The organism is Halobaculum sp. EA56 (genome assembly GCF_051195075.1).
GTDB lineage: Archaea > Halobacteriota > Halobacteria > Halobacteriales > Haloferacaceae > Halobaculum.
Map to the genome: position 1 here is coordinate 1 of NZ_JBNTJX010000022.1, position 13,379 is coordinate 13,379.

A 13,379-nucleotide genomic window follows, 5' to 3' on the forward strand; every position below is an offset into this window, starting at 1 on the left:
TCGACGCGTTCGACCCGGACACGGCGGACCCGACGTTCCGGTTCCGGCGAACCGACACGGACGAGACCGTCGAAGTGACCTACCACGTCAGCGACGTTCCTGACGGTGGACCCGCAATCGGGAACCTCCAAGGGATTCTCGACGAATCGGCAACTGACCAGCAACGAGAGGCTTTCGCTGACGCCTGGCACCGCCGGGTACAGGTCGTCCTCAGCGACGACTCGCTGTTCACCGTCGACGCGGTGTGAACGCGACGGTCTACCCCTCTCACTCGAAATAAGTTACTGCGGTACACTATCGATCTCCTCAAGGGCCTCAGTAGCGACATCACCTAACTCACCAGCCTCGATATGCGAGTACCGCTCACGAACCATCTCCTCAGAATTATCGAGATATCGGGCCGCCACAGTATATCCGAATGCCCGGACCAGAACCTCGCCCATGCCACGACGGCCACCGTGCGGAGCAAGATAATCGTGTTTCGGATGGTCGATGTCGATCTCCGCGGCCTCCGAGAGTCGTTGGAGAATCGACCGTGCGCCGTCCGTCGTGATCGACGGCGGCCGAATGTCCACATCGAGCGCCAGCAGCAGGTCGCGAGCGTACTCCGCACGGCGTTCAATGATTGCTTCTGGGCGTTCCCCTCGTTCGGCGAGGTTTTCCCGGACGAGCCCTGCGAGCGTCCGTTGGTCGAACGTCGGAAACACCGGCCAGCGCTCCGTTGGTGGGTCCATCAACTGGCGATAGCTTCGCAACGGCGAGATCACCGGATCGGGAAGGCTCGCGGCATCCCATTGCTGTTTCTTCCGGTAGACGTCCATACTCCCGTCGTCGACGGAGAGGTCCTCCCAGCGGACGCCGCGCCGGCGCGGGTCGTTCGGATCGCGGAGGAGTTCGCCAACGCGGACGGCGGTGTACGCGAGGACAAACACCAGCGCCCGGTCACGAGCCGCCTTCAACGCCGCGTAGCGTGCTCGCTGCTTGTCGAGGGGATCAGTATCCTCCGGGAGTGTCGTGTACGCCTCGACGGCGTCGCGGGCCCGTTCGTCGACGTGACGGGTGAGGGCGTGGCGCTGTTCGGACGTCCAGGCCTGCTGGTCGCCGGGCTTGCGACCGTCGTCCTCCGGCAGCGGCGCCATCGCACTCGCTCGCTGCGCGTAGTGGGCCTCAAGATATCCCTCGTTGACGCACCAGCCACACCACGCAGAGATATAGCGATAGTAAGTTTGGACGGTGTTCTGTTTGAGGCCACGGTCACCAGCCAGATGCCGAGCGTATTCGCGGAAGACGCGTTCGTCGAGATCGTCGAAGGTCGGCTCGCGGCCGACGTCGTCGGCGATCCCGGTCCAGTCGTCGGCGCCGCGGTCGCCGGCGGCCCACTCGGCGAACCGTTCGAGCTCGCGTGCAGCGTTACGTCGATAGTTCCCACCGCCGCCGCCCCGGCCTTTCCCCTTGTCTTGGAGGTAGCGCTCGAAGCTGTCGTCGAGCGGCGTCGAAAGCGCTCGGTCAGGCATTCACCGGCCCTCCACCGTCCTGCAGCCCCGGTCTCGGGTCCTCTACCCTGGGGGAAGCGTCGTCGTGAGGCGGTTGCAGCATTCGTGCTTCACCGACGGCGCCGGGGTACTTCAAAGTGGTCGTGATTACCGGCGTAATCAGGACCATCGAGTACAGAAATCTCATAACCATTTTTCCGATGATAGAAGGGTTCTATCCCCTGAAATTCGGATTTGACCAACGGTATAAACCATATACCGATATACTAAAACCGCGACCGCCGTTCGGACCCGGTTCTGAGAATAATCGCAAGACTGCAAGTAGATAGCTTGCTACACAATCTGCATAATGTACAATGCGCACGAAATCTGAATGGTGAGGGAAATCGGCCAAATCCAATATTAGTCGTTCGTAGCCTGCTCGCTCAGCATCTCCACAACTTCCTGGACACGTTCCTCATCGGCTTCGATACCACGCTCCCGGAGGATCTGGAGGGCGACCTCATCACCGTGGTCCGCAATTACCCGGAGACACGCATCTTGAAACTCTCTTCCCTCAAATTCGGGAACATCAAACATAGAGCACGCAGCAGTTACCGATGATCGCATCCGGGTGACGCCATCCCACGTGTCCTCCCGGACATAGAAGCCGTGCATATCGGTCTCATCAAAGGAGAAAGCCGGTCCACCGGTGGATTCGTCCACATCCTCCTCATCCTGCTCAGGAATGGACTCAGTCTCCGACTCTGTGTCCTCAGTAGTTATCTCTTCATCCGGTTGCGGTTCATCCTGGGTGTCAGTACGTTCGTCGTCATCCGATTCGGCTCCTTCCTCCGTTTGTTTGAGCTGTTCAGCGACGTCCCCGAAACGGTCGTCCTCATTAGGCATGGCTGTGTTCCTCCACGAGGTCCGCTAAGTGGTCGAAATTCGGGATCTGGTCGCAATCTTCGTCGAACTCCGAGACCGGCATTCCTTGCTTGAACGCGCGAGAAATCGCGGTCCGTTCGCGAATCCCTGGCTTCGGAATACTATCGATGGTGCGTCCCGAATCATCGAGGGCATCGAAGATCTCCGGGTCCACACGAGCGTACTCGGGGACGAATGAACCGAACTCCCGGTTGAGATTTTCAACGAGAGTCCGATGCTCGTTGCGTTGTCCCATTGTTTCGCGAATCATATTCGGAGTGACTGCGAGGATATCCAACCCGATATTCTGCCGGATTGGGGAGATCTGGCGTTCAATCATCTTATTGAGGCCGTTGATCGAGCCAGCACGCGGGATTAGCGGGATTATGACGCGCTGGACGGCGATGAGGGCGTTGTCGGAGAGTTTCCCACGGCCGCCTGCGGCATCAATTATCACGTAGTCGTATCCGTTTTGAATGAGCGGATCGACAACGTTCCGTCGAAGCTTCACGTCTGCGAACCGTTCGTCCTTCAGCCTCGTCTCGACGTTCTCGAGCTCGTTACTCGACGGGAGGAGGTGAACGCCGAAGTCCGTCTCGATAAGCAGGTCTTCGGGGTCCTCACCATCGATAAGGGCGTCACCGAGGTTCGCATCTCGGTCGTACGCATCGTCGTATCCCAACTGGGTCGTCATGTGCCCGTCCTTATCCAGATCCAATAGTACCGTCTCGTGGCCACGAGCAGCGAGTCGATCAGCGATGTTGAGTGCGATTGTGGATTTGCCTACGCCGCCCTTGAGCAACGAGACAGCTGCTCCGGGGAGTCCTTCAAACTCGTCAGCACTCATAGCTCAGTACCCCCGTAAGAAGTGGATTTTGTACACTTTGTAGGTAATGTGCATTGGTTAGATATTGAAGGTTGCGCGAGTTTTGTCGATAATGTACGTTTTGCACTGGTCATACGCGGTCAATGAAGCTCGTCCACCTTAATTCTGCGTCAGACAGATTGCGTACGATACCTACACAATCTACATTTTGTACATTACGTAGATTGTTGGCACAATCTCAATTGGCATAATCACCGTCGACCCTACGCAATCTACATAATTTAGATTATCAGCATTTCATACGTATTCATCGCAATCTTTGCCACCCACACGAACCAATTGAAGAAGCCCAATTTGCATTATCTACATTATCCACATTATGCAGATTGGCTATGAGATCTACATTCTTCAGTCATTCAATGGGAGAGTCCTGAGTGATAGAACTCAGACAGAGCCGTTCTACCCCGTCCTCTAGTAAAACTTTTAACTGTTACCGGATTATTGGTAACCACCAGATGTATGAGGTTCTCGACGACACCGCGGCGCAGGTCATCCTCACCATCGAGAGTGGTGACTCCATCCGCCGTGTCGCCCAACACCTCCACACGCCCTACGAGACGGTGAGACAAGCCGTCAATCGGCTGGAAGACGCAGGCTACGTTTCCTATGACGACGGCCTCACTGTCGTCGACGAGCGCGTACGCGACGCAGCGCTCGAGCTCGTCGCTGCCAGCGCTGGCGTCAGTCCACCCTCCATCGAGGAAACGTACGTCATCCCACAATTCGGTGACTGGCCGTTCGCATTCACGCGGATCGACGCCGTCTACGTGTGGACTCAGGGCGGCTACCAGGTCGGTCGCGAGCCCGACGACTATCCACTGTTCCTGGCTGTTCGTGAGCAGGACGTCGACGCCTGGGAGGGGTTCTTCGAGTCCTTCGACCTCCCCACCGCATTCGAGCGACAGCCCCGGGACGAGTTGGACGGACCGCTACAGATCGTCCTCGAGCCACGCCCGTCACTCGACATCGAGCACGTCGAAGGGTACCCAGTGATACCGAGAGCAGAGACAATCGAGTATATGCGCGAGAACTACGCCCAGTTCCAGTCGGCGTTGGCGATGCTCGACCGGATGTACGATGACCTCGACCTCGGCGTCACGTAGACGGATTAGGTAGATCTTTCAGATTATTTGAGAACGCTGTTTTCAGCGTAATCGGGGTATTTCGAATAGACCATATCGATGAGTTCGGGAAGCGGCATATCACCGTATTCCCCGACGATTCTTTTGGCTTCGTTGACGATACGTTCCAGTTCACCCTCAGAAAGCTGCTCCTCTATGAATTCCTGACCTTCCGGTTCAAGCTGGTATTCGTATTTCACTATGTCATCCTCTTCATCCAGTTCCTCTTTCGAATCGTCAATCAATCCCCGCTCGATGTGGATATCCAGATCGTCATACAAGGTGCTGGAAAACGGTCCATAGTCGTATGGTTCGAACCGATATGTGTCGGTTGGAGCGAGGTCGTTCAGGTTCCCTTCCATCTGCATCAGGAAGATGAGCTTCTGGAATCGGGTACGCCCATCAATCTGATGCTCCTCATCAGCGTACAACAACGCGAGCGGGAGCATCTTTCTGGTGTTCATGTTTGAGCCTCTACTTCTTCGTACGCGTATGTTTGAAAGTCATCCATCATAATTCTTGCAACGTCCGAATCCTCAAACGAAAGCGTGGCGTCCTGTGTGCCGATATTCAGGAGAACGCGGTTTTCATCTACCACGTAGTACGACGATCGGTTGTGGTTGTCGGCCACACTCGTCGTAGCTCCAGATGCCTCCAACCGTTCTAATGTATCCGAGGAGTGCGGCGTTCCGACGATGCTGACATCAATATCGTCCTCCAAAGCCTCTTCAAGTGCTTCAATCACGTCGCGAGTAGCCCACGCTAACCGAGTATCAAATCCGACGATAGAATCCTCCGCGTCCTCGATCAAATTTCTCAGCTCGGTATTCATCCCATCCTGTCCGGACAATACCCACGCTGAATCATCGGCATCAGGCCCCCGTTCAATCTGGACTTCCCACGCTTCTTCGAGGCTTTCAAGAATCTCGTCCGACTCCGACTCGAACCGCTCCCGCTCTTTTTCGATTACGTGACGCGGATTCTGAGCGACATACTTTTTCGGATTTTCACCGCGGATCTTGACGTATCCTTGCTCGTGAAGACTATTTAGCGGCTGATACACCTTTGCGGGTTGAGCGTCGATTCGAGCCGCTACCTGACTCGCCTTCATTTCTCCAAACTTGACGAGCGCATGGTAACAAGCTGATTCATACTTTCCCCACCCAAGGCGGCTCAACTCATCGCCCAGTTGTTCCATTCTACTACTAATCTCACAAAGTCAGACAACATCAATTCTGTGGTGGAGTATACTACTACTCAAAAGTAGTTGATATCCGCTTCTATTTCTGGAATATCAGGAAAACTACTAAGTTACATTCTCTCATATACCATGGTGATGGAAAGAGCGCATTCGTGGAACGCCGCTTTCCACATGGCTCAACAGGAATACGGTCAGAAAGTCAAGATCTCGAAGAGGGCCGCTGGCGGTATCCCGCCACAATTCACGGAGTCACCCATGTCACTCCATATGGGTGCGAACAAAGTTTACCGTGACCAGCGGGCCACGGATAGCTTCCAGATTCGGGAATACGACGACCACTACACGGTGCAGATGGACAGGCATAATCCGGATGATGGCAACGCCGTCAAGCACGCGATGACGGACGCTCTCCCCTACACGTTGGCGGCAGTCGGTGTCGGCGCAATGGTCTTCGGTGGTGGCGGAGGGTAAGATCGAATGTCGCTTCAGGTTGCCTACCTCGGTGCGATTGTTGGTTTCGTCGTCGGCGTCCTCTTCAACGCCCGACTATTCGGGCAAACGTCGAGAGCAGGATATCACGGTCGGAGCGGACAGTTCAGAACAAAATCCGATGCTCTGTTCGGAAAAGCGGCGTCTATCGCCTTCACCACCGTAGCCGGGTTCTTTGCTGGCCCGATGCTCTACGGATTCCTCGTCACCAATCCATTCGTTGGTGTAGTTGGGGTCCTCGGCCTACTCTACGTAGGACTACATAAGGAGGTCGATGCGTGGAACCCGTGAATGGAACTCGCTTCGAGGGCTCTGAAGAATCGTTATGTAATCAGAAGGACTTTTGTGTGCCTTCCCATACCAACAACTGCCTCTCAGGAAAAATAGTAAGAGGTCATCATGAGTGATAGCAATTCCTTCAAGACGACGAGCGACGGTGAAACCACCGTCCAGATAGGCAACCACAAGGGAATCGAAAACGCCGTTCTTCGCCCCTGAAATCAAGAATTGGCAAAACGATCTCCACGTTACCCTCGATTATCGAGAGGCGTTGGACGATCACAATCCAGTTCTCGTGCCCGCTTGGGACTGGCAGCGTCTTCGAGAAAAGAATGCGATCCTCCAGCGGCAGAGCGATGGTGAAACACCGATTGGGGAGAAGGAGATCAAGGAACTTGAACTGAATCATCCCCTAATATACTACTTCCCTCCCGAACTTTTCGCCTACCGGGGAAAAACCAACATCCTCCGTACGTACCTGCTGAAACGTGACAAGGAGGCGAAATCCAATTTCAAAAGTGCCCTCCAAGATGGAAATTCTGAAGCCGCCCTCAATCAGCTTCCGGGATTCGCTCGGCCGTTCATTCAGTCGAATTTTAATCCCATACTGAACGACTTTAGTATCTCAAAGGGTGCTGTCTCGGATAGCGGGGAAGACCCCGAAGAGATCTGGAAGAGCGTTCCGGACTCTCATTACAACGAGTTTTTTGGACAAATAGCGGCTGAGGCGATGGACAGGCCGAGTGCTGTTGTCGTTCCTCCCGTACCGCTCATAGAGAGGTACGATGGGGATCTGATAACAGCGGTCTGCAAGGCAAACTCAAAGATGTCGGAGTTCGCCCGAGAAGATGGAGAGCCCCGAGCCTACTTCCATTTGTACCTACACTACACGTCATTCTCCGATGGTCAGAGAGGCGAAGAGGATACCGCGTCAAGAGCGTTGAAAATTCTGCGGAATGAGGTTGAAAGAGGCGATTATGCCGGAATCGCTGTTACGATTTACAAGGGCGAGGAGGTGTTTGAGAGCAGCACAGCACCACGAGTGGAGACATTCTTCCGGAACCTCGGTTCATTCGCTGAGGAACAGAACCTCCCCGTAATATCCCCACGTTCAGAGTGGCTCGGGTTCTGGGCAACTGATTTGGGAATAGACGGCTTTAGCTCCCTCTATAACGGAAGTTGGGTCTACCGTTCTGGTGGGGCTGTAGACGATGTTGACCAGTACGGTTATACGATGGTTCCCTCGGAATCCCGTTCTCTAAAACTCCAGTCAAACAACGGGAAAGATATTAAAGATCAAATAGCGAACGGTGGTCTTTCAGGGTTGGATGCACTTCCGGATGTCCCGCCAAAGCCACCGTCCGATTTCGACCCAGATAACGGGTTGCAATCGAGGTACGGTACACCGTTCTACTACCGCCGACACTTCGGCAAACCTCAAAAGCTGAACCACGTCTGGGAAGCTCGCCAGGTTCGGTCTGGGAACCAGTCTTCTGCCCGTGACCACCTAGATAACTCTGAAAATGGTTACGTGGAGTTTGAGGACGATTCATGAATCAGTATAACTCCGGTAGTGCGGTAGCTTTAGCTACGAAATTTCTCTATGTTTCACATCCGCGGCACCGTCAGCGAACGCACGGGCAACCACGTCCGTGTGACTGTCCATCACCCCTACGGTTATCTTGGGGTAACGGTGGAGACTAGCACGGACTACGCCCGGGCATCACCGTCTGCCGTGACTAATTAATAAATGTGGTGGGCCACACAACCTACATTAACGTTGCTGGCGAAGGCTACGAGATCGCAATCCACGCCAAGCGAGTCCATCCATGAGCTACACCACGCACGTCAACTTCCGAGCTGACAACATCACCGCCGAGGAATACGAGACAGCCATCTCGGAGCTGGAGACGGTAGACGGCGTCGAAGTCGAAGAGCGGAAGCAAGACGCGGCGATGGTGGCCAACTCCGATGCTGGCGCGTCTCTCGCCCTGATGGCGGGCACGCTGGCGGTCACGAGTGTCGACGCCCTCGTCAACATCTACAAACTCGCCAGCTCCAACCCGGCGTTCTACCACATGTGGACGAGGAACGAGGACGGCCATCAGATCGAACCGTGGGTCGAGGATAGGATGGAGATGTACGGGGTAGAGGAGGACGACGAGATCGTACTCGCCAAAGTCGAGGGCGACAACAATGACGTCGACGTCCACATCGACGGCCCGGTGTACTTCGTCGACTCGAACGAGGCGAGTATGTTCCCCTCCGATGAGGAGGAAGACTGAGAATGGCGTACGGACAACCGGCGAGTGACTCCGATCCGACGACGGCTCAAGGAGTCCTCGCTGGCTTCGCCGAGGGAATCGCACTCGCGTTCCTCAACAAGATCGTCGTCGTGGTATTCGCCCAGCTCACCGCCGTGCAGCAGACGCTCAACCCCGAACAGACGCTCGTAGACCTCGGAACCATCTTCACGGCGTGGGGAATCGCCTACTTCGTTCTCGCCTACATCGCACCCGTACTCGCCGCCTACGTGTGGGCCGACAAGACGGGTGTGGCCGTGTACTTCATCGGCTGGATGGGAACGACGCTGTTCCTCAGCGGATCGTTCACTGCCGGAATGATCTTGCTCGTCGTAGCGTGTTTTCTCGTCCTTCTCGTCGATTTGCTCAAAAACTCCGGTGGCCGCAGCGGAAGGCACCCTCCAATCAGATAACACCCACCTCAAATGCCGGAAACCGTCAACGTAGTCGCATCAGGAAAGCTGGGTAGGGAGATAGATGTTTCCAGCGTAGGAGAGGACATCGACGCCATCGTCAGCTATCCTGAAAAGGACTACACGAACGACGTTGTGTACCTCCGACGTGACGAGGGCAGCCCGATGGTGACGTTGTTTCGATCCGGAAGCTACCATATCACGGGTGGCAACAGTCTGGACGAGACGGAGCGGATGAAGGACTGGATGGTGGACATCCTCGGAGAACTCGGTATCGAAACGTCGCCGACGTTCGCCATCAAAAACATCGTCCAGACGGCCGATCTCGGTCGTGAAGTCAACCTAAACGCACTCACTATCGGACTCGGACTGGAGCAAACAGAGTACGAACCGGAACAATTCCCCGGCGTCGTTTACCGGCCCCCCGACATCGACTGTGTGTTCCTCGTCTTCGGCAGCGGCAAAGTCGTCATCCCCGGTGCATCAGACGTCGAAACGGGGGCAGAAGGATTCGAGATGCTCAAGTCTCGAATTGAAGACCTCCTCGCTTAACCCCGGTTCACCAGACCTTGAGGAACTCCTCGACGGTGTTCTCGTCGGTGTCTCCGAGGCCGTACACGTCCCTAAGCACGATCTCGTCTAACTCGTCACACAATCGGTCAAACTCTTCTTTCAGCTCCTCAATCCGCTCCATATCCCCGATGTACTCATCCATCAGTTCGATGACGGACTCATGAGATGGCGTGTCCATGTTGAGTATCTCAGAGCGTGAGAGCCGCCGGTTCTGGGCAGTCAACAGCTCGAACACGAAGTCCCGGACTCGCTCATCCTCAAACTCGATCTCGTGGTTCTGCTTCATCACCACCTGATACACCTTGTCTGCACTATCCACTTCCATCTTCACGTCCTTACGAATCGGCCCTTGTCGGTAGTCGTCGCCGTCGAGATTGATGGATTGGGCGAGATCGAGGACAGAGCTGTCTCGCTCGTAGTCGGGGAGGTAGTTGCGCACGTCGCTGGTCTTGTACTCCAAGTCCGTGCGCTCCGCCCGGGCACTCTGGATGTCTTCGGCGTACTCGGTCACCGTGTCCTCGGGGACGTCTTCGGGGAGAACGATGGGATGTGGCTCCAAGTACCGCTTGTTGTACGAGTAGTACTTCCCGCCGAAGATCGGGGCGATGTGCTTGTGGTAGAACTCCAGTACCGAGGAGTTGAGGAGGGCGACGTAGTACAGATGATCCTCGGACGTGGGAGCGTACTCGTCGCGTAGCTGGATTCCGTATCCACCCGCGTTTCCACCGCCGACGAAGTAGTACTCTCCCTCGGTGTCGGCCACGAACCGATTGTAACTGCTGAGGATGTTCGTCATAATCTTGTCCGGATCGAACTTGGTGAGATTCTTCGGGTAGATGTACCCGTACCAGTCGTCCTCACCCCGCATCTTGCCGGACTCTCGGCCCTTCAACTTCTCCTCGTATTCGAGGAAGAAGTCCCACGCGTGCGGCATCTCCTCCTCCAACACGGACTGCGGAATCACGTCGAAGTCATCGGCGGAAACTTCGTACGGGAGAATCATCCAGAGACCCTCCCAGTCGACTCCCCAGCGGTCGATCTCTTTCCCCTTCAGCACACGAGTGAGGATTTCCTCCTCGATGGGATGCGTCTCGTCATACCCACTCGGTGCGAACTCGACGACACCCTCCTCGTCAGTCTGATCTACAATCTCACCGATGTAGACCGTGTTCGCGCTCGTCTGTGTTCCGACGAACACCTCCGCTGAAATCTCCCCCACCCGCATGTCTCCCTGCTCTTCGATCTTGTCGAACAGTCGGCGTTCCGAGTCCGGCATCGGCTTCCAACTCGGTAGGTGATCATCCGCGTTGTCCGCTCGCATCTGCTCCTTCTCGTAGGTGTACAGATCGTAGGCGTCGACGTCTGGGTTCTCCCAGTCGTCTCGTCGATGAATCTCTTCGAGTATTCGGTCACGTTCCTCGGCGAACCTCGCACACTGCACCGGTTCCTCCGGCGAGCGGTCTCTGTCCACAGTGAAGATACACGGATACGGTGTCGCCGCGTCGAACACCTCTACGTCCTTGAAGTCGATAATGTGAGTGAGCGGCTCCTCAGCAAGCTGGTCACGAATCAACTCGCTGTACTCGTGGGATAGCACTCGGTTCGGGCAAATATACGAGAGGTTCCCGTCATCCTTCAGCCAATCCAGACCGCGCTCGATGAACGGCACGTAGATGTCGAAGTTGCTTTCGACGGACGAGTAGCGGGCCACGTAGTCCTCCTTCGGCCCGTTGATATTCTGCACCCTGACATAGGGCGGGTTTGCAATCACCACGTCGAACTCCATCTCGTCCTTGATGCGGTCAACCGCGTCCCTGTCGTCAAGGAAGGATTGCGCCCGGCCATTATATTGAGCGAACTGGCCAATCTGCGACTGCTTCCCCTCATCGTCAGTACTCCCCTCCTGCTGTTCCAGCACGGTCGGAGTCAACGTGTCTGCGACGTGAATCTCGAACCCATCCATCGTGTAGGACGGGTCTTGTTCCGTCACCTTGTCGTAGAGATCGACGGTGCGGAACAGGAGGTTGATTTGGGTGATATGGACGGCGAACGGGTTGATGTCGATGCCGTACACGTTCTCCTCAACACGCTCCAGAATCGTACGCGCCTCCTCCGCGTCGAGGTAGTGGATGCTGGTCTTGCCGAACTTGTCGATGTAGTGCTGTATGAGCCGCTCCGTCGCCTCAGTCAGGAAGCCACCGCTCCCACACGCCGGATCGAGAATCTTCTGCCGGCCGATTCCCTTGTTCGCCTTGTACCCAGTCTCGTCCAACATATACCGGATGACCTCAATGGGCGTGTAGTACTCCCCGAGTTCCTTCCGCTCCTCCTGCGGCAAGTAGTCCTCGTAGATGTGACCGAGAATGTCGCGGTTGACGTACTCGAAGTCGAAGCGGTTCAGCCGCTTGAACACCTCGCCGAGTCGGTAGTCCAGATCATCCTCGAGATCCTCCTGCCGATTCTCCTCGTCGGAACCGAACCGCTGGCGCTTGTCTTTAGACACCCACCACCAGTCGAAAATACCGAGTTCGTACAGGTCTGCGTAGTGATCGTCAATCCTGTCGTACGTGTCCATCAACGCCTCGAGATACGGACGCTCATCACCCTGCTCTAGCGCGTCTGCCATCCCACGTCCGGACAGACGCGTGTTCCCGACGATCTCCTTGTCCTCGGCGATACGGGCGAACAACGCCCGGTTCATCAGGATGTACGCCGTCTCCCGGCAGAACGTCTGCTTCGCATCGTCGCTCTTGCCGGTGTACTCCCGCCAGTCCTTCCAGTCGGGGAAAGTCGTCTCTAGAAACTGCTTGGGGTAGGAACCATCCGGCCGCTCCATGTAGCTGTCAAAAAACCGCTCCATCACGCTGGACAACTCATCTAGCGACTCCTTCACTGCCTCGAGAAACAGGTCATACCCCTCGTCATCTGTCCCCGGCTGGTACTGAACCGGCACCTCCTTCGCCCGGTCTCGGAAGTAGTCAGCGTCGCCGACGTTCGTGTAGCGGTCACGGCGGAAGTACTCCAGTTCGCCGAGTGCCTCGCGCTGCTCCTCGGTGAGATCCTCAACCGACTCCGCGTTAGCCACGAGGCCGATGTCGAAGCCGTCGACGGAGGAAAGTGAACGATCCTCCGACGAGTACTCGTAGACACGGAACTCGTGGCCGTTCGTCAGAATGCCGTACTCAGCACTCCCAATCCCCACCATGTACGTCTCCAACTGCTCTACGTCGCCCAGTTCCAGCTTGTGCGAAGGCCGCTTCGTCTCGCACGCGATGACCGGAAACGGGGGATGGCTGTCGTCGTAACAGAGGACGTCCTTCCTGTCGTCCTCAAAGTTGACGTGTCCCTCTCCCTCAGTACGTGACCACCCGAGAGCATCCGTAAACAGATGATCGACGAGACTGTACCTGAAGTCGAATTCGCTCCCCTCGGAACGAATCTCACCACCAATCTCTTGGAAGGCCTCGTGAATATCGGCGAGGAACGTGTCCGGCATTAAAACCACATTCAGACACAACCTTCTTAAAAATTCACTTACAGCTGGCCGACGAGGTGGCTGTATGGAGGATGTTCCACAGCCCGCCACCGACCCCTACTTAGTAGGGGATGAGGTGATGGTCTACCTCGCCGAGGACGACCCCGACGGCCACCACCACGGAGTTGAAGGTGTCGTTATTTGGTAAGATATTGGATCCATACATCACAGAATTATGTA

14 protein-coding genes and 1 pseudogene are annotated in these 13,379 nt (G+C 55.8%); 9 read left to right on the forward strand and 6 right to left on the reverse strand.

Features of this window, described 5'->3' with window-relative positions; genetic code table 11:
• Positions 1-248, forward strand: a pseudogene (locus ACQUQ1_RS19945) (hypothetical protein); the annotation flags it as partial.
• A gap of 33 nt (positions 249-281) precedes the next feature.
• On the opposite strand, the gene ACQUQ1_RS19950 reads toward ACQUQ1_RS19945, so the two are convergent.
• The 3 genes from ACQUQ1_RS19950 to ACQUQ1_RS19960 form a co-directional block, all read right to left on the reverse strand.
• Positions 282-1,514 carry a tyrosine-type recombinase/integrase gene (locus ACQUQ1_RS19950; protein WP_435066018.1) on the reverse strand — a complete coding sequence of 411 codons (1,233 nt, stop codon included), beginning with the start codon at positions 1,512-1,514 and terminating at the stop codon, positions 282-284.
• 381 nt (positions 1,515-1,895) lie between these two features.
• Positions 1,896-2,381: a hypothetical protein gene (locus ACQUQ1_RS19955; RefSeq protein ID WP_096396441.1), complete on the reverse strand. Its 486-nt coding sequence runs from the start codon at positions 2,379-2,381 to the stop codon at positions 1,896-1,898.
• Positions 2,374-3,246, reverse strand: coding sequence for a ParA family protein (locus ACQUQ1_RS19960; protein WP_004594451.1), 873 nt, complete (start codon positions 3,244-3,246; stop codon positions 2,374-2,376). Before ACQUQ1_RS19960 ends, ACQUQ1_RS19955 begins: the two co-directional genes overlap by 8 nt.
• A gap of 494 nt (positions 3,247-3,740) precedes the next feature.
• Between ACQUQ1_RS19960 and ACQUQ1_RS19965 the strand changes: the two genes are divergently transcribed.
• A complete protein-coding gene (locus tag ACQUQ1_RS19965) occupies positions 3,741-4,388 on the forward strand; it encodes a helix-turn-helix domain-containing protein (protein WP_435066019.1) in 648 nt (215 codons plus the stop codon).
• 23 nt (positions 4,389-4,411) lie between these two features.
• Here the strand turns inward: ACQUQ1_RS19965 and ACQUQ1_RS19970 are convergent, their stop codons facing one another.
• Both ACQUQ1_RS19970 and ACQUQ1_RS19975 read right to left on the reverse strand, forming a co-directional pair.
• On the reverse strand, positions 4,412-4,870 hold the full coding sequence (locus ACQUQ1_RS19970) for a hypothetical protein (protein ID WP_435066020.1): 459 nt from the start codon (positions 4,868-4,870) through the stop codon (positions 4,412-4,414).
• Positions 4,867-5,604, reverse strand: coding sequence for a TrmB family transcriptional regulator (locus ACQUQ1_RS19975; RefSeq protein ID WP_435066021.1), 738 nt, complete (start codon positions 5,602-5,604; stop codon positions 4,867-4,869). Before ACQUQ1_RS19975 ends, ACQUQ1_RS19970 begins: the two co-directional genes overlap by 4 nt.
• A 174-nt stretch (positions 5,605-5,778) precedes the next feature.
• Here ACQUQ1_RS19975 and ACQUQ1_RS19980 point away from each other — a divergent pair, with 174 nt between their 5' ends.
• The 6 genes from ACQUQ1_RS19980 (at position 5,779) to ACQUQ1_RS20005 (ending at position 9,643) form a co-directional block, all read left to right on the forward strand.
• Positions 5,779-6,078: a hypothetical protein gene (locus tag ACQUQ1_RS19980; RefSeq protein WP_435066022.1), complete on the forward strand. Its 300-nt coding sequence runs from the start codon at positions 5,779-5,781 to the stop codon at positions 6,076-6,078.
• A gap of 6 nt (positions 6,079-6,084) precedes the next feature.
• Positions 6,085-6,387, forward strand: coding sequence for a hypothetical protein (locus ACQUQ1_RS19985; protein ID WP_435066023.1), 303 nt, complete (start codon positions 6,085-6,087; stop codon positions 6,385-6,387).
• Between the two features lie 259 nt (positions 6,388-6,646).
• Positions 6,647-7,930 (forward strand): hypothetical protein, encoded by a 1,284-nt coding sequence (locus tag ACQUQ1_RS19990; protein ID WP_435066024.1) that lies wholly within the window; start codon positions 6,647-6,649, stop codon positions 7,928-7,930.
• A gap of 274 nt (positions 7,931-8,204) precedes the next feature.
• Positions 8,205-8,660 (forward strand): hypothetical protein, encoded by a 456-nt coding sequence (locus tag ACQUQ1_RS19995; RefSeq protein ID WP_435066025.1) that lies wholly within the window; start codon positions 8,205-8,207, stop codon positions 8,658-8,660.
• Positions 8,661-8,662: 2 nt separating this feature from the next.
• The gene (locus tag ACQUQ1_RS20000; protein ID WP_435066026.1) at positions 8,663-9,091 is read left to right on the forward strand and encodes a hypothetical protein; all 429 of its coding nucleotides are present in this window, start codon (positions 8,663-8,665) and stop codon (positions 9,089-9,091) included.
• Positions 9,092-9,103: 12 nt separating this feature from the next.
• Positions 9,104-9,643 (forward strand): TATA-box-binding protein, encoded by a 540-nt coding sequence (locus ACQUQ1_RS20005; RefSeq protein ID WP_435066027.1) that lies wholly within the window; start codon positions 9,104-9,106, stop codon positions 9,641-9,643.
• Between the two features lie 7 nt (positions 9,644-9,650).
• Here the strand turns inward: ACQUQ1_RS20005 and ACQUQ1_RS20010 are convergent, their stop codons facing one another.
• Positions 9,651-13,160: an Eco57I restriction-modification methylase domain-containing protein gene (locus ACQUQ1_RS20010; protein WP_435066028.1), complete on the reverse strand. Its 3,510-nt coding sequence runs from the start codon at positions 13,158-13,160 to the stop codon at positions 9,651-9,653.
• A gap of 64 nt (positions 13,161-13,224) precedes the next feature.
• Here ACQUQ1_RS20010 and ACQUQ1_RS20015 point away from each other — a divergent pair, with 64 nt between their 5' ends.
• Complete coding sequence (locus ACQUQ1_RS20015; protein WP_435066029.1) at positions 13,225-13,347, forward strand: hypothetical protein; 123 nt, start codon at positions 13,225-13,227, stop codon at positions 13,345-13,347.
• Positions 13,348-13,379: the final 32 nt, after the last annotated feature.

What these genes read in the sequence shown, in the direction of transcription:
- ACQUQ1_RS19950 (WP_435066018.1), bottom strand. Translation starts at nt 1,514, where the DNA reads ATGCCTGACCGAGCGCTTTCGACGCCGCTCGACGACAGCTTCGAGCGC.
- ACQUQ1_RS19955 (WP_096396441.1), bottom strand. Translation starts at nt 2,381, where the DNA reads ATGCCTAATGAGGACGACCGTTTCGGGGACGTCGCTGAACAGCTCAAA.
- ACQUQ1_RS19960 (WP_004594451.1), bottom strand. Translation starts at nt 3,246, where the DNA reads ATGAGTGCTGACGAGTTTGAAGGACTCCCCGGAGCAGCTGTCTCGTTG.
- ACQUQ1_RS19965 (WP_435066019.1), top strand. Translation starts at nt 3,741, where the DNA reads ATGTATGAGGTTCTCGACGACACCGCGGCGCAGGTCATCCTCACCATC.
- ACQUQ1_RS19970 (WP_435066020.1), bottom strand. Translation starts at nt 4,870, where the DNA reads ATGAACACCAGAAAGATGCTCCCGCTCGCGTTGTTGTACGCTGATGAG.
- ACQUQ1_RS19975 (WP_435066021.1), bottom strand. Translation starts at nt 5,604, where the DNA reads ATGGAACAACTGGGCGATGAGTTGAGCCGCCTTGGGTGGGGAAAGTAT.
- ACQUQ1_RS19980 (WP_435066022.1), top strand. Translation starts at nt 5,779, where the DNA reads ATGGCTCAACAGGAATACGGTCAGAAAGTCAAGATCTCGAAGAGGGCC.
- ACQUQ1_RS19985 (WP_435066023.1), top strand. Translation starts at nt 6,085, where the DNA reads ATGTCGCTTCAGGTTGCCTACCTCGGTGCGATTGTTGGTTTCGTCGTC.
- ACQUQ1_RS19995 (WP_435066025.1), top strand. Translation starts at nt 8,205, where the DNA reads ATGAGCTACACCACGCACGTCAACTTCCGAGCTGACAACATCACCGCC.
- ACQUQ1_RS20000 (WP_435066026.1), top strand. Translation starts at nt 8,663, where the DNA reads ATGGCGTACGGACAACCGGCGAGTGACTCCGATCCGACGACGGCTCAA.
- ACQUQ1_RS20005 (WP_435066027.1), top strand. Translation starts at nt 9,104, where the DNA reads ATGCCGGAAACCGTCAACGTAGTCGCATCAGGAAAGCTGGGTAGGGAG.
- ACQUQ1_RS20010 (WP_435066028.1), bottom strand. Translation starts at nt 13,160, where the DNA reads ATGCCGGACACGTTCCTCGCCGATATTCACGAGGCCTTCCAAGAGATT.
- ACQUQ1_RS20015 (WP_435066029.1), top strand. Translation starts at nt 13,225, where the DNA reads ATGGAGGATGTTCCACAGCCCGCCACCGACCCCTACTTAGTAGGGGAT.